Genomic DNA, 18,846 nt, shown 5'->3' on the forward strand with positions numbered 1-18,846 from the left:
GGCGGTGTCAGGTGTTGTCGGCGTCGGGTTTGGAGAGCGCGGCGATGCGCTTGCGGCGGGCTTCGGCTTCGTCGATCTGAGCTTGTACATCGGCCGGCACGTTGGTGACATTGCGCGGACCTTGCCCGCGCGCCGCCATTTCGGCCTGCTTCTGCCGGGCACGCTCGATGGCGGCCTGGATGATCGCCTTCTTGCGCGCCTGCGCGGCCAGCTCAGCCTCATCTGCGGGCTGCTCGGCGTTCACGGCGGCGAGCTTGGCCGCGGCTTTGGCGGCGAGGCGTGCTTCGTTCTCGGCCTGTTCGCGCTTGAGGCGCGCGTTGCGGAAGACGTAGCGGTCCCGGGCGACGTCGGCTTGCTGCTGGCTCCAGGCATCCCAGCCCGTGCGCTGGCCGGTAACGGTGACCATGTCGATGCAATCGACCGGGCAGGGCGCCACGCAGAGATCGCAGCCGGTGCACCAGTCTTCGAGCACCATGTGCATCGCCTTTGGGGCGCCGACGATGGCGTCAACCGGGCACGCCTGGATGCACAGCGTGCAGCCGATGCAGCGCTCCGGATCGATGACGGCCACCGCCCGGGGTTGCTCGACGCCGTTGGCCGGGTCCAGCGGCAGCAGCTCGCCCGGGCGGCCGAGGGCTTCGGAGAGCCGGCGGATGCCTTCCGCGCCGCCCGGCGGGCAGCGGTTGGGCAGGGCTTCGCCGCTGGCCATGGCTTCGGCGTACGGGCGGCAGCCGTTGTAGCCGCACTTCGTGCACTGCGTTTGCGGCAGGAGGTTTTCGAGCCGGTCGGCCAGGGATGCGGCCAATGTGGGGGGCAAGGAAACCACGATGGGATCTGTCATTTGAATAGCCCGGCATTATCGCCGATTTGTCCGTCGCGCAAGGCGTGCATGCCCTGACATCGTGTGCGGCGGGCATGTCTTATCCCTATGACATAATCCCTGCGTTCCAACGGACCGACGTGCCATGCCGTCTTACCCCGCCGCGCCGCTCCCCGACCTGGACGTCGATGCCCAGGGCGGATCCGCCGCCCCTCGTGCCCGTCGCGACCCTGCCGGCACGCGTCGACGCATTCTTGCCGCGGCCATCGAAGAGTTTGCGCGCGGCGGCTTTGCGGGCGCCCGCGTCGATGCCATTGCGCGCCGGGCGGAAACCAACGAGCGCATGCTGTACTACTACTACGGCAGCAAGGAAAAGCTCTTCCTGACCGTGCTCGAGCACATGTACTTCCGCTTCAAGGAGGCGGAAGAGCAGGTGCAGATCGAGTCGTCCGACCCGCGCGAGGCGGTGATCCAGCTTGCGCGTTTCGTCTGGGATTTCTATTACGAGAACCCCGAGTTCATCCGCCTGCTCAACAGCGAGAACCTGCACGAGGCGCGGCATCTGAAGACGTCTGCGCACCTCGGCGAGCTCGTCAATCCGGTCATTGACGTGCTGCGCGGCGTGGTGGAGCGCGGCCAGCGGGCGGGCGTCTTCCGCGACGATGTCGACGTGCCGCGGCTGTACCTGACGATTTCGGCGCTGGGCTATTACGTGCTGTCCAACCGTTACACGATCAGCGCAGTGGTCGGGCGTGACATTGCCTCGGCCGATGAGCACGAAGCGTTCGCGCAGCTCCACATCAAGATGCTTCTGGCGTACCTCGAGAAACCGAAGGGCTGACGCGCACCGCCTAACAAAAAAGCCTCGCAGTTGCGAGGCTTTTTCATTGCGCGGCGTTCAGGCCACGGCCTTGATGCGCGGTGCGTTGTGGTCGTAGCGGCGGATGAAATCGCGCAGTTGCGGATACACCTGCTCGCGCCAGCGCCGGCCCGAGAAGATGCCGTAGTGGCCGCACTTCGGCGCCGTGAGGTGTTGCTTGCGCGTTTTCGGGATGCCGGTGCAGAGGCCGTGCGCCGCTTCGGTCTGGCCGCTGCCGGAGATGTCGTCCAGCTCGCCTTCGATGGTGAAGAGCGCCGTGTTGCGGATGTCCTGCGGGCGCACGGGCTTGCCTTCCACCACCCACGTGCCGTTGGCGAGGTGGAATTCCTGGAACACGTCGCGGATGGTCTCGAGGTAGTACTCGGCGGCCATGTCGAGCACGGCGTTGTACTCGTCGTAGAAGCGCACGTGGGCTTCGGCGTCTTCGGTGTCGCCTTCGATCAGGCTCAGGTAGTAGTCGTAATGAGACGACAGGTGGCGGTCCGGGTTCATCGCCACGAAGCCGGCGTGCTGCAGGAAGCCCGGATAGACCTTGCGACCGTGGCCCGGATAGTTGGCCGGCACCGTGTAGATCACGTTGTTCTCGAACCAGCTGTACGACTTGTTGGTCGCCAGCGAGTTGACCGCCGTCGGGCTCTTGCGCGCATCGATCGGGCCGCCCATCATGGTCATGGTGCGCGGCGTCTGCTCGCCGTCCGACGCCATCAGCGAGATGGCAGCCAGCACCGGCACCGTCGGCTGGCACACCGAGATCACGTGCAGCTTCTCGGCCCCGATGTGGTTGATGAACTCGCGGATGTAGTTGATGTAGTCGGAGAGGTGGAAGGCCCCTTGCTCGACCGGCACCATGCGGGCGTCGATCCAATCCGTCACGTATACCTTGTGGTCCTGCAGCAGCGTGCGGACCGTGTCGCGCAGCAGCGTGGAGTGGTGGCCCGACAGCGGCGCGCACACGAGCACGGTCGGCTCGTCCTTGAGCAGCTTGATGGTCTCGGCGTCGTCGGCGTAGCGCTTGAAGCGGATCAGGCGGCAGAACGGCTTCTCGATGATGGTCTGTTCGACGATCGGGATGTCGCGCCCGTTGGATTTGACCGAGCGGATGCCGAACTCCGGCTTTTCGTATTCCTTGCCGAGGCGATACAGCAGCTCGTAGCCCGCGGCGTAGCGTTGTGCGCCGGGCAGCAGCGACAGCGGGCTCAGCGGGTTGGTGAAGGTCTTGGCGGTGGCCTGCGCCCAGGCCGTCATGGGGCTGAGCAGGGCGCGCTGGAATTCGTGGAGCTGGTAAAGCATGGCTGGACCGTTCTGTGGTGGCGGGGGCGACGCAAACGATTATGCACCGACGCACATATTACTGCGATGCAGCACAAACCCTGATACCCGAGTGTTGCGCGCCTCATATGATGCGCCCGTGTCAGTCTAGGACCATGCAGCAAAAAAGCGGCCGAAGCCGCTTTTCTTTTTGCAATTGCGCCACGGTGGGTGGCACACGCGTCACCTTACAGCACGTCGGCGATGGCGTTGACCACGGCGTCAATGTTGTGGGTGTTCAGCGCCGCCACACAGATGCGGCCCGTCGACACGGCGTAGATGCCGTGCTCCGTACGCAGACGATCGACCTGTGCCGAGGTCAGCCCCGAGTACGAGAACATGCCGCGCTGCGCCTTCACGAACGAGAAGTCCGTCTTCACGCCCTTGGCGGCCAGCTTGTCGACCAGCGCGTTGCGCATCGACTTGATGCGGTCGCGCATTTCACCGAGTTCCTGCTCCCACATGGCACGCAGTTCGGGGCTGTTCAGCACCGTGGCAACCACCGTGCCGCCGTGCGTGGGCGGGTTGGAGTAGTTCGTGCGGATCACGCGCTTGACCTGCGACAGCACGCGGGCCGCTTCGTCCTTGCTGGCCGTCACGATCGACAGCGCGCCGACGCGCTCGCCGTAAAGCGAGAACGACTTCGAGAACGAGCTCGACACGAAGAACGAGAGGCCGGACTCCGCAAACAGCCGCACGGCCAGGCCGTCTTCCTGGATGCCGTCGGCAAAGCCCTGGTAGGCCATGTCGAGGAACGGGATCAGGTTCTTGGCCTTGATGACTTCCACGACCTGCTTCCACTGGTCGGCCGTCATGTCGACCCCCGTCGGGTTGTGGCAGCAGGCGTGCAGCACGATGACGGTGTTCGGTGCGTAGCTGTTGAGCGAATCGAGCAGGCCGCCAAAGTTCAGGCCGTGCGACGCGGCGTCGTAGTACGTGTAGTTGACGACTTCAAAGCCGGCGCCTTCAAACAGCGCGCGGTGGTTTTCCCAGCTCGGATCGGAAATGGCGACCTTGGCGTTCGGGGCCAGGCGCTTGAGGAAGTCCGCGCCGATCTTCAGCGCGCCGGTGCCGCCCAGAGCCTGCGCCGTGACGACGCGGCCTTCGGCGATCAGCGGGGAGTCGGCACCGAACAGCAGCTTCTGCACGGCCTGGTCGTAGGCGGCAATGCCTTCGATCGGCAGGTAGCCGCGCGGGGCGACGGTCGCCAGGCGGGCCTTTTCGGCTTCCTGAACCGCGCGCAGCACCGGGATTTTCCCTTCGTCGGTGAAGTACACGCCCACGCCCAGATTCACCTTGGTGCTGCGGGTATCGGCGTTGAAGGCTTCATTCAGGCCCAGGATGGGGTCGCGCGGGGCCAGTTCGACGGCGGAAAAAAGCGACATGATGTCTCTGCGTTCGGTTGGTTTCAGAATGCGGTGGGATGCTGCAGGCGGTGCGCCGCAAGCGGCCGGCAGGGCTGTCGGCGGCAGTTGGATCCAGCGGGCACAAAGCCGGATTGTACCGAATACAGGCTCTAATCGCCCGAAAAATCCTTGTAGAACAGGCGCCTAAAGCGGTTGGGCGGGCGGTACAGATTTCGGAGTCCGGGCGCGCAAACGATCGCCGGGGCGGCGCGCTACACTACATGATTGGTTGCAATTGGCCGCGCCGCCCCGATCTGTTGCGGGCGTGTGCGTCACTTTGCTGACTGTTTGCGCTGCCATCCCACTCCGCCGCCATGACCGACCTGAGCCAAGTCCCCAGCCCGTACGACGAATCGAAATTTGTGACGTTCGAGGGCTCGCCGTTCCAGCTGTACCAGCCGTATCCACCGGCCGGCGACCAGCCCGAGGCCATCCGCAAGCTTGTCGAGAACATCGAGGACGGCCTGTCGTACCAGACGCTGCTGGGCGTCACGGGCTCGGGCAAGACGTACACCATGGCCAATGTGATCGCGCGCGTGGGGCGCCCGGCGATCGTGTTTGCGCCCAACAAGACGCTGGCGGCGCAGCTGTATTCGGAGTTCCGCGAGTTCTTCCCGCGCAACGCGGTCGAGTACTTCGTCTCGTACTACGACTACTACCAGCCTGAAGCCTATGTGCCGCAGCGCGATCTCTTCATCGAGAAGGATTCGTCGATCAACGAGCACATCGAGCAGATGCGGCTCTCGGCCACCAAGAGCCTGCTGGAGCGCCGCGACGTGGTGATCGTGGCGACCGTCTCGGCCATCTACGGTATCGGCAACCCGAGCGAATACCACCAGATGATCCTGACGCTGCGCGCGGGCGACAAGGTGAGCCAGCGCGACGTGATCGCACGCCTGATCGCCATGCAGTACACGCGCAACGAGACGGATTTCCAGCGCGGCACCTTCCGCGTGCGCGGCGATACGGTGGACATCTTTCCCGCCGAGCATGCGGAGATGGCTGTGCGCCTGGAGCTGTTCGACGACGAAGTCGAATCGCTGCAGCTGTTCGATCCGCTGACGGGCCGCGTGCGGCAGAAGATTCCGCGCTTCACCGTCTACCCGTCGAGCCACTACGTGACACCGCGCGAGACCGTGCTGCGCGCCATCGAGACCATCAAGGCCGAACTGCGCGAGCGGCTCGATTTCTTTTACAAGGAGAACAAGCTCGTCGAGGCGCAGCGGCTGGAGCAGCGCACGCGCTTCGATCTCGAGATGCTGCAGGAGCTGGGCTTCTGCAAGGGCATCGAGAACTACTCGCGGCACCTGTCGGGCTCGGCGCCGGGCGAGCCGCCGCCGACGCTCGTCGACTATCTGCCGCCCGATGCGCTGATGTTCCTGGATGAATCGCACGTGCTGATCGGCCAGCTCAACGGCATGTACAACGGCGACCGCGCACGCAAGGAAACGCTGGCCGAATACGGCTTCCGCCTGCCTTCCGCGCTGGACAACCGGCCGCTCAAGTTCGCCGAGTTCGAGACCAAGATGCGGCAGGTGACGTTCGTCTCGGCCACCCCCGGCGATTACGAGAAGGCGAAGGCCGGCACCGAGGTCGTCGAGCAGGTCGTGCGCCCCACGGGGCTGGTCGACCCGGTCATCCAGGTGCGCCCGGCCACGACGCAGGTCGACGATCTGCTGTCGGAAATCCATCTGCGCGTCGAGGCCGGCGAGCGCGTGCTGGTGACCACGCTGACCAAGCGCATGGCCGAGCAGCTGACGGAATTCCTGTCGGAAAACGGCATCAAGGTGCGCTACCTGCACTCGGACATCGACACCGTCGAGCGCGTGGAGATCATCCGCGACCTGCGCCTCGGTACGTTCGACGTGCTGGTCGGGATCAACCTGCTGCGCGAGGGGCTGGATATTCCGGAGGTGTCGCTCGTGGCGATCCTGGACGCCGACAAGGAAGGCTTCCTGCGTGCCGAGCGCTCGCTCATCCAGACCATCGGGCGCGCGGCCCGGAACGTGAACGGCACCGCCATCCTGTATGCGGACCGCATCACCGATTCGATGCGCAAGGCGATCGACGAGACCGAGCGCCGCCGCGCCAAGCAGATCGCCTACAACGAGGCGCATGGCATTACGCCGCGCGGCGTGGTCAAGCGCATCAAGGACATCATTGACGGCGTGTACAACGTCGACGAGGCGCGCGCCGAACTCCGGGCCGCGCAAGAGGCCGCCAAGTACGAGGACATGAGCGAGAAGCAGGCGTCCAAGGAAATCAAGCGCCTCGAGAAGCAGATGCTCGACCATGCCAAGAACCTCGAATTCGAGAAGGCGGCGCAGGTGCGCGATCAGCTGGCCAAGCTGAAGTCGCAACTGTTCGGCGCGAGCGGCGAAGACCACATCGTCCCGACCGCCTGAGCTGCGCGGCCGCTGCCGCCTGGGCCATGCGACCCCGCGTGGCTGCCCGCGGGGTGGTGGGCTGTTGACACAATTTCAGATCATTCTCAGGCGCTGCGCGTCGTCTGAGCGGGGAACCGGCACGTTGTCATGCAGTCGGCATACGTGGCCGTCATCAAGGGAGTTCGATGTTCAATTTTCTGCTGAATCCGTGGCGCAAGTGGCGCGCCTCCCGGCACGCCAGCCATCAACTCGACGCCATCCTGGCGCAGTTCGAGCCGACGCGCAGTCTGGCCGAACGCAACGAATGGCTGATCGAGCTGGCCTACTGGCTGCGCCGTGCCGACCGGCCCGAGGGTGCCGTGTCGGAATCGTGGCGCTATGCGCGCCTGCGTTATCTGCTGCAGGTGCTCGAGAACAACCCGTCGTTGGCCGAGCGGGTGGGGCAGACCCTGCGCGCCATCGTGCAGGACAACGATCCCGTGTCGCTGCTGTGCGATACGGGATTGTCCTCACGCGCGGGTTTCTGGAGCGAGCTGATCGACCGCTGGCAGGCGCGCCTGCTGCCGCCCGCGCCCAATGCGCCGCAATTGGCGTCGCTGTTTGCACTGCTGTTTGTCGGCCCGAACGATGCGGCATGGGTCGACGGGCTCGACGACGAGCTCGTCGCGCGGCTGCACGCGCTGTTCCGGGCCGGCATGACCGACGCCGAGGCATCGGCCGGACAGACGCGGCTGGAGCGCAGCCTGGGCATCAGCATCCAGATCCTCATCAGCCAGGTGCGGGCGGCGGGCTTGTCGCGCGGCATCCGCAGCCGCATGGCCTATGCGGAGTTGACCGATTCACCGTTCTACCTGCTGGCCGATGCGGCCAACGCCATCTTTCTCGAACGCCCGAATACCGAGCCGGCGAGCCCCGAGCGGTTCGTGCAGGAGCTCAATTATTTCCGCGCCGTGCTGGACCAGTGCCGCGCGGCCACGGAAGGCGTGTACCAGCATCTGGACGAGAACGGCGTCTCCGTGGAGATCGTGTTCCAGGTCGAGCGCATGAAGGCGTGGCTCGGCCGCATTGACCTGCTGCTGACCGCCTGGGCCGACACGCGCGGTTCGCGCCGCTTCGTGCACATGACCGCGGAACTGGTGTCAGCCAGCCAGCACCGGCGCAGCGTCGGGTATCTGATCCGCTCCACGTTTGCCGACCTGGCACGCAAGGTGGTCGAACGCTCCGCCGAAACCGGCGAGCACTACATCACCCGCGACGGCAAGGAATACGCTGCGATGGTCAAGGCCGCGGCCGGCGGCGGCGTCATCACGGCGGTCACGGTGTACGTCAAGTTCTTCATCACCGCGGCGCACCTGTCGCGGTTTACCGAAGGGCTGCTTGCGTCGCTCAATTACGCCGTCAGCTTCCTCGGCATCCATTTCGCGCACTTCACGCTGGCGACCAAGCAGCCGGCGATGACGGCGCCCGCGCTGGCGCACCGGCTTGATCAGGTCGGCCGGCCCGAAGGCCTGGACCGCTTCGTCGACGATACGGTCGCGATGATCCGCTCCAACGCGGCCGCCATTGCCGGCAACCTGCTGGCGGTCGCGCCCGTGGCGTTCGCGGTGCAATGGCTCGCGGGGCGGTTCCTGCACGCCGATTTGATCTCGCCAGCCAAGGCGGTTGCGACGATCGATTCGTTCTCGATCCTGGGGCCGACGCCGCTGTACGCGGTCTTCACCGGCGTGCTGCTGTGGGCTTCGAGCCTGGCGGCGGGCTGGGCCGACAACTGGTTTGCGCTGCACCGCGTGCACGATGTGATCGCCTACCACCGCCGCCTGCGCTTCATGGTCGGTACGCGCGGCGCGCAGCGCATTGCCAGCTTCTGGAAGCGCAATCTGTCCGGCATCGTGGCCAACGTGTCGCTGGGCTTCATGCTCGGGCTAGGGCCGGAGATCGTGTCGTTCTTTGGGCCGCACATCGAGGTGCGCCACGTCACGCTGTCGACCGGCGCGGTGGCCACGGCGGTGGGCGTGCTGGGGCCCGGCGTCATGAAGACGTCGCCGTTCTGGCTGGCCGTGGCGGGCATTGGACTGATGGGTGTGCTCAACGTGCTGGTGTCGTTCGCGCTGGCGTTCAACATGGCGATGCGCTCGCGCAATCTGCGAGGCGTCGATCGCAAGCGCGTGACGGGCGCGGTCTGGCGCCGCATCCTGCGCGATCCGCTGTGCCTGCTGGTGCCGCGCGCGCCGACCGTGACGACTCCGCCGGGCACCAGCACAGCGGCCTAGCGCGGCGTCAGGCGACGATGGCCGGGCTCGCGACTCCGGCGCCGCAGGTCTAGGCTTCGACAGCGGAGCAGAAAGGTCCGGCAGCGGACCTGTCGTGCTCCGGGGGCTGCACATTCGAGGTCGGCGCGCGAGGGTTTGCGGTCGAAAGCCGGAGTGCTGAAGTCCGACGCCCCAGTAAGAAACGCCGGCGTGCTGCGCAAAGGCGCGCTACAGGCCGTGCGGAACAGGCGCCGCGATCTCGCTGCGAAACGGGATCGACGGCTGCGCGCCCAGTCGCGTGACCGACAATGCCGCCGCGGCCTGGCCGAATTCGATCGCCGCTTCCGGGCGCGCCCCCTCCGCCAGAGACGACGCCAATGCCCCGACAAACGTGTCGCCGGCCGCCGTCGTGTCGACGGCCTGGGCGATGCGCGCGGGCATCAGCCGGCGCGTGTCGGCATCCGCATACGCGACGCCGCGCGCGCCCAGCGTGACGATCACGTGCCGCGCCCCCTGTGCGTGCAGGTCGGCGGCGGCGTCCAGGGCCGCGTCGGGCGAGTCGACGGGGCGGGCTGTCAGCAGCGCCGCCTCGGTTTCGTTGGGGATCAGGTAATCGCACGCCGCCAGCCATGGCGTGGGCAGTGGGCCGACGGCGGGGGCGGGATTCAGGATGACCGTCTTGCCGAGCTGCCGCCCGAGCTTCAGCGCGCACTCCACGGCATCGGGCGGGGATTCCAGCTGGCAGACAATCACGCGCGCGCGTTCGAACGCCGCGCGCTGCGCCTCGATCATGGCGGGTGTGAGCAGCTCGTTGGCGCCGGCCACGATGACGATGGTGTTCTGCCCGCTGTTGGCCACCGTCACGCACGCGATGCCGGTGGCGGCATCGGCATGCGCCGACACCATGGACGTGTCCACGCCTTCGCGGCGCAAGCCCTCGCACAGGGCGGCGCCGTAGGCGTCGCTGCCCACGCAGCCGAGCATGGCGACACGGGCCCCCAGGCGCGCGGCCGCTACAGCCTGGTTGGCGCCCTTGCCGCCCGGGATCGTCTCCAGCGCGGGCGCTGCCACCGTTTGGCCGGGGCACGGCAGGCGCGGCGTGCGGATCACCAGATCCATGTTGATGCTGCCGACGATCAGCACGTCGGCCGCAGGGTGAGCGGAAGAGGCGGAAGGGCGCTTGGCCACCATGGCTGTACTACGCTGAAGGCGTGAAAGGGATGCGGCGTCAGGCGGCGCGGGCCGGGCGCTCGGGCTCGGCGGTCGACTCGCGCAGCGACAGGCGCGGCGGCAGCACGATGCGGCGCGCGTGCCGCTCATCCAGCGGATGGCGCAGGGCGTTGTCCCCCAGGTGCTCGAGCAGCGTCTGGGCGGTGGTCTCGCCAAGCTGGCGGATCGACTGGCCGACGGTAGACAGCGCCGGGTAGACGTAGCGGCTGAGCTCGATGTCGTCAAAGCCGATCACGGAGAGCGCCTTTGGCACCGGAATCCCGAGCTCCGCCGCGGCGCGCAGCGCGCCGATGCCCATCAGGTCGTTGCTGGCGAAGATGGCGGTGGGCATCTCGCCCTCGGTCAGCAGCTGGCGCGCGGCGCGATAGCCGCCGGGGCTGGTGAAATCGCCCTCGGCAATGCGGGCCGAGGCTTCCGGCACGCCCGCTTCGCGCAGCGCACGGTGAAAGCCGGCCAGTCGGCCCGCCGTCACGCTCAGCTCCGATGGCCCGCTGATGCACGCAATGCGCCGGTGCCCGAGTTCCAGCAGGTGTCGGGTCGCCAGGTACGCGCCTTCCTCGTGATCGATCTGCACCTGGTCAGCCTGGATGCCTTCGGTCGGGCGGTCGACCATCACCACGGGCAGGGACGATTCGCCCAGCGCATCGGTCAGCGCATTGTCGGGGCCGGCGCTGCTCACGATGATGCCGTCGACGCGCTTTTCCATGAGCACGCGCAGGTAGTCGCGCTGCTTGCGGGGGTCGTCGTCGGAGTTGCACAGGATGACGCTGTAGCCGGCGGCCGCGCACACGTCTTCAATGCCGCGCGCCAGTTCCGCAAAGTACGGGTTGGTGGCGGTGGGCACGAGCACGCCGATGGTGCGCGTGGTGCGGTGCTTGAGCGAGCGCGCCACGGCGCTGGGCACGTAGCGCGTCGCACGGATGGCGTCTTCCACGCGCTTGCGAGTTTCGGCGTTCACCGGTCTGGTGTTGTTGATGACGTGCGAGACGGTGGTGAACGAAACCCCGGCCAGTGCGGCTACGTCCTTGATGGTTGCCATGTCGTGCTCCTCTGTCTCTCAGTGTGGCTTGGTCCGGTTGCTCCGGCTGCGATAGGTGTCCATGACCACGGCCGCGACGATGACGGCGCCCGTGATGACGCGCTTGGTGGGTTCCGTCGCGCCGATCTGCGCCAGGCCGGATTCGAGCACCGAGATGATCAGTACGCCGAACAGCGTACGCAAGACCGACCCGCGGCCGCCCATCAGGCTCGTGCCGCCGATGACCACCGCGGCAATCACCTGCAGCTCCATGCCGACGCCGGCGTTCGGGTCCGCCGCTTCCAGGCGCGACACCTGGAACAGCGCGGCCAGGCCCGCGAGCAGACCCATCAGCGCGAACACGGCGACCTTGTAGGGCCGCGGGTTCACGCCGGCCAGCCGCACGGCTTCTTCATTGGTACCGATGGCAACGAGGTAGCGCCCGAACACCGTGCGCGTCAGCACGATCTGGCCGACGACCGTCACCGCAATCGCAATCAGGAACGACGGCGCCACGCCCAGTGCCACGGGGCTCGCCAGCCAGTCGACCGCGCTGCCGATGTACACCGTGCGCGAATCGGTGAGGCTGTAGGCGAGGCCGCGCGCCATCTCGAGCACGCCCAGCGACACGATGAACGAAGGGATGCCCCAGTGCACCGTCACCGCGCCGGTCAGCGAGCCGGCCGCGGTGGCGAGCAACACACCGGCGAGCGCCGCCGGCAACACGCCCCAGCCGAGCTGGGTCATGGCGACCGACAGCACCGATGCCGCCAGCGCCAGCACCGAGCCGACCGACAGATCGATGCCGCCGATCATCAGGATGAACGTCATGCCGACGGCCATCACGAGCAGGTCGGGAATCTCGTTGGCGATGGTGGTGAAGGTCGGTAGCGAAAAGAATGTCGGCGACAGCGTGCTGAACAGCACCAGCATGGCCGCCAGCGCGAGCAGAAGCCCGCCGATGGTGCCCAGCGACATGCCGAATGCGGCGCGTGTGCCGGACGTCGGTTCGGGCGCGTTGGGCACGGTGGAATCAGAGCGCATCGGCGGTCTCCGGGGAAGGGGTGATCGATGCATCGGCTTCACCGAAAGCGGCGGCGAGCAGAGCGTCCTGGCTCCACTGGCCGCGTTGGAAGATGTGTGTGAGACGGCCGCCGCGCATGACGCCAATGCGGTCGCACAGCTGCATGAGCTCGCGCAGGTCGCTGGACACCACCACGAGCGCCTTGCCGCGCACGGCGAGCGCCTCGAGCAGGGCGTAGATGTCGAACTTGGCGCCGACGTCCACGCCGTGCGTGGGTTCGTCGAAGAGCATGACGGGCGTGTCGCGCTCCAGCCAGCGGGCGATCGCGACTTTCTGCTGATTGCCGCCGGAAAGTTCGCCGACGGGCTGATCGGCCCCCGCGCAGCGGATGCGCAGTGCCTGGATGTGCCGCTGCGCCAGCGCGCGTTCGCGCACGGGCTGCAGACGCCCGCGCTGCGTCACGGCGGGCATGTTGCCCAGCGCAATGTTGGCGGTGATCGGCAGAGGCAGCAGCAGGCCCTCATCCTTGCGGTCTTCGGTGAGCAGGCTGATGCCGTGGCGTACCGCATCGCGGGGGGAGTGGATGCGCACGGGCGTGGGCGGCGAGCCCACTTCGATGGTGCCGGCGTCCGCGCGGTCCGCGCCGAAAATCAGCCGGAGCAGCTCCGTGCGGCCGGCGCCCACGAGGCCGGCAATGCCGAAGATCTCGCCGGGCGCCACGTCGAAGCTCACGTCGCGCACGGCCGGCGCACGCGTCAGGCCGTTCACGCGCAGCGCCGGCGCACCGTTGCCCGGCCGCGGGCCGCGTGCGGCGCGGTCGGCGTCCGATGCAGCCGAGACGTCTCGCCCCACCATCGCCTGGATCAGCGCGTCCTGCGTGACGCTCGCGGCGGGCGCATCGGTGATCAGCTTGCCATCGCGCAGCACGACGATGCGGTCGGCAACGCGCGCCAGTTCGTCCAGCCGGTGCGAGATATACACGATGGCCACGCCTTCGCGGCGCAGCGCGTCGATGCGCTCGAACAGGGTCGCGCTTTCGTGGGCGCTCAGCATCGCGGTCGGTTCATCGAGGATCAGCACGCGGCAGGCGCCGGCCAGCGCGCGCGCAATCTCGATCATCTGCCGATGGCCGATGCCGAGCGTGTGCACGGGGGTCGCGGGGTCGAGGTTCAGGCCGACGCGTGCCAGCGCGTCCCGGGCCTGGCGGTGCAGCGCTGCGCGGTCGACGAAGCCGAGCCGACGCGGCAACGCGCCGAGGAACAGGTTTTCCGCCACCGTGAGCGTGGGGACCATGCTGAGTTCCTGCAGGACCATGCGCACGCCCAGCGCTTCGGCGGCGCTGCGCGAGGACGGCGCGTATTCAATGCCGCCCAGCGTCATCGAGCCCGTGGTCGCCTTCTCGAGGCCGCACAGGATCTTGGACAACGTGCTCTTGCCCGCGCCGTTTTCACCGGTGAGCGCGAGCACTTCGCCCGCGCGCACGTCCAGATCGATCTCGCGCAGCACAGGACCGGCGTAGTGCTTGCTGACAGCGGAAACGCGCAGCAGCGGCGGATGGGCTTCGTTCACGGAGAGCATGGCTGGCGGCGGCTGGCCTGTCTCTTAGCTGCGGGTCACGAGGTCCACCGGCGTCTCGATCACGCCGCCAAGCTGCGCTTGCGGCGTCTTCGCGGCCAGCGCCTTCAACGCGGTCTGGATGCCGTAGACGGCCTGCTGATCGGCGTGCTGGTCAGCGGTCGCGGCCACGCGCCCGTCGGCCAGCATCGCCTTGATGGCCGCGATGTTGTCATACCCGCCGATCGACACCTTGCCGGTCTTGCCGGCCGCCCGCACCGCAGACACAGCCCCAATCGCCATGTTGTCGTTGCCGCACAGCAGTGCCTTCAGGTCCGGCTGCGAGCGCAGCATGGCGGCGGCGACCCGGTTGCCCTTGTCGATCTCCCACTCGCCCGACTGCACGCTGACGATCTTCAGCTTGGCGGCCTGTGCGGCGTCCTTGAAGCCGGCGGTGCGCTGCTGTGCGTTGGTGGTGGTCGGAATGCCCTCGATGATGCCCACCGCATCGCCCGGCTTGAGCGACTTGGCGACGAAGTCGCCGACCAGCCGCGCGCCCTTGCGGTTGTCAGGCCCCACGAACGGCACATTCAGCCCCTTCTCCTTGAGCGCTTCAGGGTCCAGCCGGTTATCGATGTTGATCACCAGGATGCCGGCGTCCACGGCCTTCCTGATGACTGGCACCAGCGCCTTGGAATCGGCGGGTGCCAGCACCAGCGCATCCACGCGCGAAACGATCATCTGCTCGACCAGGCGAATCTGGCCGCCGGTATCGGTCTCGTCGCGGATGCCGGTGCACAGCAGGCTGTACTCCGATGCGTGTTCCTGCCGGTGCTTGCGCGCCCCGTTCTCCATCGTGACGAAGAATTCGTTGGCCAGCGACTTCATCACCAGCGCGACCTTGGGCGGCTGGTTGGCAGCGCGGGCCAGCGAAAACGGCAGCGGCAGGGCAAGAGCTACGGCAGAGCCCGCGCCAAGTTGCAAGGCGCGGCGACGGCGGATATCCATGGTGTCTCCTCCAGGAAGAGGCCTGTCTTGGGCGGTGGGTGCGGTCGTCGACCGCCCGTGCGCCGTAAGGCGTTCTTAAAGGGCAATCGCGCCGCGTCGTTCGCAAACGTTTGCGCATCAGAGAGTCTCGGGCGCCGGGTAACAAAAGTCAATGAATTTGTGTTGTGCCCACCTAAGGAAAAACCCGAGGTGCACGGCGCTGGCGCATGGCAATCGCAAGCTGCGGTGCACGATGTGGCGGGATAGCCCTATCCGACGTAGTTGATTGTTTTGGTCCACAATACGGCCTGCCGCGCGGTTGCCCCGTTTGTGGGGTCCGGCAAATCCCCTTGCTGCGACGCGGCATTCCCCCGACACCTTAGTTGACCGATTTTGTCGGGTTCCTTTATACTTGAGCAAAACGATCAGGTATTTCCCCGACGCCCATGAGATTGACCACCAAAGGCCGCTTTGCGGTCACCGCCATGATTGACTTGGCGCTGCGCCAAGAGCAGGGTCCGGTCACGCTGGCCGGCATCAGCCAGCGGCAGAAGATTTCGCTGTCGTATCTGGAACAGCTGTTCGGCAAGCTGCGCCGCCACGAGATCGTTGAGAGCGTGCGCGGTCCGGGTGGCGGTTACAGCCTGGCGCGCCGCGCGGACGACGTCACCGTGGCCGACATCATCATTGCGGTCGATGAACCGCTCGACGCCACCCAGTGCGGCGGCAAGGGCAACTGCGGCGGCGAGGAACACAACGGCCACGCGGGCCGCTGCATGACGCATGACCTGTGGGCCACGCTGAACCAGAAGATGGTCGAGTACCTCGATTCGGTATCGCTGCAGAACCTCGTCGACCAGCAACGCGAACGTCAGCCCGAAGTGATCCAGGATATGCGTGATGCGCGTCCGGCGCGCCGCGAGCGCACACCGGCCCGCGCACGGTCGGCCGAGGCGCCGGCTGCTGCCGTGCCGGCCGAGCCGGTCAAGCGCGCGCCGCTGGTCAACTCCGTCTTCAGCCTGGCGCAATCGTGATTGCCTGATTGCGCAGGCGTGAGGCTGGCCACGAAGCCGGTCCCGCACATAGAACATCGCCCCCACATAAGGCAGACAAGATATGAGCACCTTGCAACTTCCCATCTACATGGACTATTCCGCGACGACGCCGGTGGACCCGCGCGTGGTCGACAAGATGATCCCGTACCTGCGTGAGAGCTTTGGCAACCCCGCCTCGCGCAGCCACCCGTTTGGCTGGGAAGCTGAAAAGGCCGTCGAAACGGCGCGCGAGCAGGTCGCCGCGCTAGTGAATGCCGATCCGCGCGAGATCGTGTGGACGTCCGGTGCCACGGAATCCGACAACCTGGCGATCAAGGGCGCCGCAAATTTCTATAGCACCAAGGGCAAGCACCTCATCACGGTCAAGACCGAGCACAAGGCCGTGCTCGACACGATGCGCGAACTGGAGCGCCAGGGCTTCGAGGTGACCTACCTCGACGTGAAGGACAACGGCCTGCTCGACATCGAAGTCTTCAAGCAAGCCATCCGCCCCGACACCATCCTCGCCTCGGTGATGATGGTGAACAACGAGATCGGCGTCATCCAGGACATCGAGACGCTGGGCGAGATCTGCCGCGAGAAGGGCGTGATCTTCCACGTCGATGCTGCGCAGGCCACCGGCAAGGTGGAGATCGACCTGCAGAAGCTGAAGGTGGACCTGATGTCGTTCTCGGCACACAAGACGTATGGCCCGAAGGGTATCGGTGCACTGTACGTGCGTCGCAAGCCGCGCATCCGCATCGAGGCACAGATGCATGGCGGCGGCCACGAGCGCGGCATGCGTTCGGGCACGCTGGCGACGCACCAGATCGTCGGCATGGGTGAAGCCTTCCGCATCGCCAAGGAAGAAATGGCGACCGAGAACGAGCGCATCCGCATGCTGCGCGATCGCCTGTATCGCGGCCTGAACACGATGGAGGAGGTGTACGTGAACGGCGACATGGAGCACCGTGTGCCGCACAACCTGAACATCAGCTTCAACTTCGTGGAAGGGGAGTCGCTGATCATGGCGATCAAGGATGTGGCCGTGTCATCGGGTTCGGCCTGCACATCGGCATCGCTTGAGCCCTCCTACGTGCTGCGTGCGCTGGGCCGCAACGACGAGCTGGCGCACAGCTCGATCCGCTTCACGGTCGGCCGTTTCACCACGGAAGAGGAAATCGACTACGTGGTCGAGCTGCTCAAGAGCAAGATCGGCAAGCTGCGCGACCTGTCCCCGCTGTGGGAGATGTACAAGGACGGCGTGGACCTGAACAGCATTCAATGGGCGGCGCACTGAGCGCGGCGTTTGACGGACAACGGATCACGGCGCTTGCGCGCCAGCCAACGATTGAAAGAGGTGTGAGATGTCTTACAGCAACAAGGTTCTGGATCACTACGAAAACCCGCGCAACGTCGGTTCGTTCGAGAAGGGCGACGAGACGGTCGGCACGGGCATGGTCGGCGCACCGGCCTGCGGCGACGTGATGAAGCTGCAGATCAAGGTGAACGAGCAGGGCGTGATCGAAGACGCGAAGTTCAAGACGTACGGCTGCGGCTCGGCCATCGCCTCGTCCTCGCTGGTGACGGAGTGGGTCAAGGGCAAGACGCTGGACCAGGCACTGGAGATCCGCAACACGCAGATCGCCGAAGAACTCGCGCTGCCGCCGGTGAAGATTCACTGCTCGATCCTGGCCGAAGACGCCATCAAGGCGGCCGTGGCCGACTACAGGGAAAAGCACGGCGCCGCCGCCGAGCAGAAGGTTGCCTGAGTCCCACTGATTGGAAGGAAGTCGCATGATCACCCTGACCGATAAAGCTGCACAGCACGTGTCCCGCTACCTCGCCCGCCGCGGCAAGGGCGTGGGCCTGCGCCTGGGCGTGAAGACCACCGGTTGCTCGGGCCTGGCATACAAGCTCGAATATGCGGATGAGATCGCCGCTGAAGATCAGGTCTTCGAATCCAACGGCATCAAGGTGATCGTCGATCCGAAGAGCCTGCCGTACATCGATGGCACCGAACTGGACTACGCACGCGAAGGGCTGAACGAGGGCTTCCGCTTCAACAACCCGAACGTGAAGGACGAGTGCGGCTGCGGCGAGTCCTTCCGCGTGTGAGGCATTGAAGCAGGCGATTGTCGGGTTCGAGCGCGACGAGGAAGGCCACTGGGTCGTTCGTCTCGCCTGCGGGCACGGGCAGCACATGCGCCACGACCCGCCCTGGCAGCAGCGGCCCTGGACTCAGACCGAGGCGGGGCGCGCGGGCAGGATCGGCGTGGTGGTGGAATGCCTGAAGTGCGATCGGGGTGAACCGCCAGGTCAACCGATCGAGTAGCAACAAGGCGGCGCGGCCGCTTTTTTTATTCATGAATCCGAGCGATACGCATTTCTCCCTCTTCGGCCTGCCCGAGCATTTCGAGGTCGACGACGACGCGCTGAACGCTGCGTACCGCACTGTGCAATCGCAGGCGCATCCGGACCGCTATGCACACGCGGGCGACGCCGAGCGCCGTGTCGCGATGCAGTGGGCCACGCGTGCCAACGAGGCGTATCAGACACTGCGTGATCCGCTCAAGCGCGCGACGTATCTGCTGCACCTTCGCGGGATCGACGTGCAGGCGGAGAACAACACCGCCATGCCGCCTGGCTTCCTGATGCAGCAGATGGAGTGGCGCGAATCGCTGGACGACGCCAAGGCTGGCCGTGACGTGGATGCGCTCGACGCGCTGCTCTGCATGCTGCGCAAGGAAAAACGCGGCCGCTATGCGGCGCTGGCCGGTCTGCTCAACGGCGGTGGCAATGACGCTGCGGCGGCCGATGCGGTGCGCCAGTTGATGTTCATCGAAAAGATCGAACACGACACCGCCGAGGCGATCGACCGGCTGGAAGACTAGAACCCAGAATTTGCGACAATGCCGGGTTTGCCTGCCCGGCATCCGCCCCGCGCAA

At 66.4% G+C, this 18,846-nt stretch carries 17 protein-coding genes; 9 read left to right on the forward strand and 8 right to left on the reverse strand.

Features of this window, described 5'->3' with window-relative positions:
• Nucleotides 1-7: 7 nt before the first annotated feature.
• Nucleotides 8-841, reverse strand: coding sequence for an electron transport complex subunit RsxB (gene rsxB / locus KHN96_RS07290; RefSeq protein ID WP_254171184.1), 834 nt, complete (start codon nt 839-841; stop codon nt 8-10).
• 124 nt (nt 842-965) lie between these two features.
• On the opposite strand from rsxB, the gene KHN96_RS07295 reads away from it, so the two are divergent.
• Nucleotides 966-1,661, forward strand: coding sequence for a TetR/AcrR family transcriptional regulator (locus tag KHN96_RS07295; RefSeq protein WP_045786419.1), 696 nt, complete (start codon nt 966-968; stop codon nt 1,659-1,661).
• Between the two features lie 57 nt (nt 1,662-1,718).
• Here the strand turns inward: KHN96_RS07295 and KHN96_RS07300 are convergent, their stop codons facing one another.
• Together KHN96_RS07300 and KHN96_RS07305 are read right to left on the reverse strand one after the other, a co-directional pair.
• The gene (locus tag KHN96_RS07300) at nt 1,719-2,990 is read right to left on the reverse strand and encodes a polyhydroxyalkanoate depolymerase (protein ID WP_115043987.1); all 1,272 of its coding nucleotides are present in this window, start codon (nt 2,988-2,990) and stop codon (nt 1,719-1,721) included.
• A 206-nt stretch (nt 2,991-3,196) separates the two neighbouring features.
• Nucleotides 3,197-4,393, reverse strand: a complete 1,197-nt coding sequence (locus KHN96_RS07305; RefSeq protein WP_045786421.1) for an amino acid aminotransferase — start codon at nt 4,391-4,393, stop codon at nt 3,197-3,199.
• A gap of 335 nt (nt 4,394-4,728) precedes the next feature.
• Between KHN96_RS07305 and uvrB the strand changes: the two genes are divergently transcribed.
• Both uvrB and KHN96_RS07315 read left to right on the forward strand, forming a co-directional pair.
• On the forward strand, nt 4,729-6,819 hold the full coding sequence (gene uvrB, locus KHN96_RS07310) for an excinuclease ABC subunit UvrB (RefSeq protein WP_045786422.1): 2,091 nt from the start codon (nt 4,729-4,731) through the stop codon (nt 6,817-6,819).
• 167 nt (nt 6,820-6,986) lie between these two features.
• Nucleotides 6,987-9,071: a site-specific recombinase gene (locus KHN96_RS07315; protein WP_062739344.1), complete on the forward strand. Its 2,085-nt coding sequence runs from the start codon at nt 6,987-6,989 to the stop codon at nt 9,069-9,071.
• 207 nt (nt 9,072-9,278) lie between these two features.
• On the opposite strand, the gene rbsK is transcribed toward KHN96_RS07315, so the two are convergent.
• From rbsK to KHN96_RS07340, 5 genes are read right to left on the reverse strand one after another with little or no spacing between them, the layout of a single operon-like run.
• On the reverse strand, nt 9,279-10,241 hold the full coding sequence (gene rbsK / locus KHN96_RS07320; RefSeq protein ID WP_045786424.1) for a ribokinase: 963 nt from the start codon (nt 10,239-10,241) through the stop codon (nt 9,279-9,281).
• 37 nt (nt 10,242-10,278) lie between these two features.
• Nucleotides 10,279-11,319: a LacI family DNA-binding transcriptional regulator gene (locus KHN96_RS07325; RefSeq protein ID WP_045786425.1), complete on the reverse strand. Its 1,041-nt coding sequence runs from the start codon at nt 11,317-11,319 to the stop codon at nt 10,279-10,281.
• 18 nt (nt 11,320-11,337) lie between these two features.
• Nucleotides 11,338-12,342: an ABC transporter permease gene (locus tag KHN96_RS07330; RefSeq protein WP_045786426.1), complete on the reverse strand. Its 1,005-nt coding sequence runs from the start codon at nt 12,340-12,342 to the stop codon at nt 11,338-11,340.
• Nucleotides 12,332-13,900 (reverse strand): sugar ABC transporter ATP-binding protein, encoded by a 1,569-nt coding sequence (locus KHN96_RS07335; RefSeq protein WP_062739341.1) that lies wholly within the window; start codon nt 13,898-13,900, stop codon nt 12,332-12,334. The genes KHN96_RS07330 and KHN96_RS07335 overlap by 11 nt, the downstream gene beginning before the upstream one ends.
• 24 nt (nt 13,901-13,924) lie before the next feature.
• Nucleotides 13,925-14,884 carry a sugar ABC transporter substrate-binding protein gene (locus tag KHN96_RS07340; RefSeq protein ID WP_062739338.1) on the reverse strand — a complete coding sequence of 320 codons (960 nt, stop codon included), beginning with the start codon at nt 14,882-14,884 and terminating at the stop codon, nt 13,925-13,927.
• A 425-nt stretch (nt 14,885-15,309) separates the two neighbouring features.
• On the opposite strand from KHN96_RS07340, the gene iscR reads away from it, so the two are divergent.
• The 6 genes from iscR to hscB all read left to right on the forward strand — a co-directional run bounded on the left by iscR (nt 15,310) and on the right by hscB (nt 18,791).
• On the forward strand, nt 15,310-15,897 hold the full coding sequence (iscR, locus tag KHN96_RS07345; RefSeq protein WP_045786429.1) for a Fe-S cluster assembly transcriptional regulator IscR: 588 nt from the start codon (nt 15,310-15,312) through the stop codon (nt 15,895-15,897).
• A gap of 82 nt (nt 15,898-15,979) precedes the next feature.
• Entirely contained in the window at nt 15,980-17,197 is a 1,218-nt protein-coding gene (locus tag KHN96_RS07350) for an IscS subfamily cysteine desulfurase (RefSeq protein WP_045786430.1), read from the forward strand.
• A 67-nt stretch (nt 17,198-17,264) separates the two neighbouring features.
• Complete coding sequence (gene iscU, locus KHN96_RS07355; RefSeq protein ID WP_045786431.1) at nt 17,265-17,669, forward strand: Fe-S cluster assembly scaffold IscU; 405 nt, start codon at nt 17,265-17,267, stop codon at nt 17,667-17,669.
• Between the two features lie 25 nt (nt 17,670-17,694).
• Nucleotides 17,695-18,015 (forward strand): iron-sulfur cluster assembly protein IscA, encoded by a 321-nt coding sequence (gene iscA / locus KHN96_RS07360; RefSeq protein ID WP_045786432.1) that lies wholly within the window; start codon nt 17,695-17,697, stop codon nt 18,013-18,015.
• 4 nt (nt 18,016-18,019) lie between these two features.
• Entirely contained in the window at nt 18,020-18,232 is a 213-nt protein-coding gene (locus KHN96_RS07365; RefSeq protein ID WP_062739336.1) for a DUF3565 domain-containing protein, read from the forward strand.
• Between the two features lie 31 nt (nt 18,233-18,263).
• Entirely contained in the window at nt 18,264-18,791 is a 528-nt protein-coding gene (gene hscB / locus KHN96_RS07370; RefSeq protein ID WP_062739334.1) for a Fe-S protein assembly co-chaperone HscB, read from the forward strand.
• Nucleotides 18,792-18,846: the final 55 nt, after the last annotated feature.

Source organism: Ralstonia mannitolilytica, from assembly GCF_905397375.1.
GTDB classification, from domain to species: domain Bacteria; phylum Pseudomonadota; class Gammaproteobacteria; order Burkholderiales; family Burkholderiaceae; genus Ralstonia; species Ralstonia mannitolilytica.